The organism is Clostridium tarantellae, from assembly GCF_009295725.1.
Taxonomy (GTDB): domain Bacteria; phylum Bacillota; class Clostridia; order Clostridiales; family Clostridiaceae; genus Sarcina; species Sarcina tarantellae.
In genome coordinates this window covers 1-2,397 of sequence record NZ_WHJC01000407.1, presented here as the reverse complement: position 1 = coordinate 2,397, position 2,397 = coordinate 1, and the positions used below count along the sequence as shown (strand labels likewise).

The window sequence follows — 2,397 nt, the reverse complement described above, 5'->3', positions numbered from 1 at the left end:
TAACAATTAAAAGGCTTAGTATATATTAAATCATATGTATGTTTACTAAATATGTAAATTAATATTTCTAAAAAATTATTTTCTTTATTTAAATCAAATTTAGTATCAATAGTGGGTAATTTTACTCTTTTAGTTCTTTTAAGCCAATACATTAAGTTAGTAATTAAGTAAGTATCTAATAAATTTTCTTCTATGTTTTTATCAAATATTTTGGGATAAATGGTTATAGGTATATCTTCATAACAAATAAATCCTATATAGTTTCTTCCTTTTATTAAATTTTCATCAAAAATTAAAAATTGCTGTTTATTATTTTCCTGTTGGGTATACAAAGAACTATCATCATACAAAGAATATCTTTTATTCCAAGCTTCTTGAATAAAGATTTTAAACCTTTGTAATCTTTCAATAGGAAATTCTATAGGTTTTCCAAATTCTTTTAATTTCATAAAAATTATTCCTCTAATCCTTTATATTGCAATTGAAAATTATCTATATTTTTTTCAACTATAATTCCACCTTTTGATAATATATCTTTTATCTCATGTTCATTGTTAAATAAATACTCACTTAATAATGGAATTATTTTTTTGTTCATAATATTTTTTAAATCTTTTTCATTTTTGTTAATAAAAAAGGCATGTCCTAATAAATAGTCTGCACTTTTCTTCTCATCATAGATAGCTTTATTTATAGGTCTTAATATATGTTCGAAATTTGGTATAACTGTATAATCTGGATACATAGAAATAAAGTCAAATCTTCTTCTAAGAGCTAAATCAATTAAAGCAAGTGATTTATCAGCAGTATTCATTGTTCCTATGATGAATAAATTTGAAGGAACTGCAAATATTTCCTTAGAAGGCAATGTAATTTTAGTTTCATTTTCCATGCCTAATCTTTTATCTTCTTCTATTAAAGTAATTAATTCACCAAATATACGAGAGATATTTCCCCTATTAATTTCATCTATTATAATTACATAATTATTTTCTGGATCTACTTTAGCTCTTTCTACAAGATCTTTAAAAACTCCATCTTCTTTTATGAAAGAAAGAGTTTCTGTATTATTAGTATTGGCTCTTATGCCTTGAATAAAATCATCATAACTATAGTTTTGATGAAAAGTAGTAAAAATTATTTTTTTATTGGCTAAATAATTTTTATATCTAACAAAAACCTCTTTCCTATTTTTTTTAGCTTCATTTATAACTTCATCAACCTCTTTTTTTTCTATAATACTTACTGCATAATTAATGGTATTATAAGTTTTTCCTGTTCCTGGTGGACCATATAATATTAAATTTAAAGGAGTATCAATTTCTTTACTATATATTGTTTCTTCTTCATTTGACTTATATTCTAAGTATGTATTTATATCCTCTTCTTTGTCAATTTCTATTTTTTTTATTTCTTCTATTAAAATGTCAATATCTTTATTAAATAATTTATTTATAACTTCATCTTCGAAATCCTTTCGTTCTTCTAACTTTACATTTATAAAAGCTTTAGTACTATATTTATTTCCCCAAGATTTATTAGTAGGTAGAGTATTTATTAAATTTCCACTGACATCTGCAATTTTCTTAAACTTTCTTTTATAAAACTCTCCTTTTATTTTCTTAGCTTTCTCTATGAAAAAACCTAAAAACAACTCATTATTTTTTCCTACTGCATAAAAAATATTATTATTAGCATTTTTTCTTAAAGAAGTATCTTTGGAAACAATAACATCTTCTTTTAAATAGTTAACAACCTCTTCTCTAGATAACTCCTTATCATTAAAAGGTTGTATTTTCCAATAATTATTTTCTACATCCCATTCTTTATTTAAATTTTTTGAAAATATTAATTTACCATAAATTAAACCTATATTTTCATTATTTTTAACTTCAATATTAAATTTTTGAAAATATTTAAAAATTGTATCACATAATATTTCATAGCTATTTTCTACTTTAAATTCAGGCATAACATATTGCAAAAATTTATTTATTTTTAAATTTTTAAAAATTGATATTCTTTTTGATGGCAAAGAAATGTATGATATAACATTTCTTACAACTTCTGTGACTTTGGATAAATCCTTATATTTTTTATAATTAATTAAATTTCTAATCCAATCATTTTGTCTTACGAAGGTTAAGGCTAAAGTTCTTTTATCTTCATATCGGTGTTTGTCAAGAAAATTGTCGTATGCTTTGATTTAGAATCAAAAAATTTCAATATAAACTGTATTAACGAAAGTTAAATTTTTACAGATGATTTTAAAAAAGAACTCTCTTAAAAAATTATTGATATTTTTAAAAATTATTTACACAAGCTATTGTTTAAAGTTTTTTTTATTTCATCAGTAGGATTAAGTGCTACACATGGTGGTAGATCCCAATTTCTTAA

Annotated in this window: 2 protein-coding genes; both read right to left on the bottom strand. The window is 22.2% G+C overall.

Annotation, left to right across the window (positions count from 1 at the left end; genetic code table 11):
- Nucleotides 1-449 (bottom strand): 5-methylcytosine restriction system specificity protein McrC (locus GBZ86_RS15050; protein ID WP_207707467.1); only part of this gene is annotated, 449 nt, incomplete at its 3' end.
- Nucleotides 450-454: 5 nt separating this feature from the next.
- On the bottom strand, nt 455-1,972 hold the full coding sequence (locus tag GBZ86_RS15045; RefSeq protein WP_152892005.1) for an McrB family protein: 1,518 nt from the start codon (nt 1,970-1,972) through the stop codon (nt 455-457).
- Nucleotides 1,973-2,397: the final 425 nt, after the last annotated feature.

Excerpts from the sequence above, each read along its gene's own strand:
- GBZ86_RS15045 (WP_152892005.1), bottom strand. The coding sequence starts at position 1,972 with ATGCCTGAATTTAAAGTAGAAAATAGCTATGAAATATTATGTGATACA.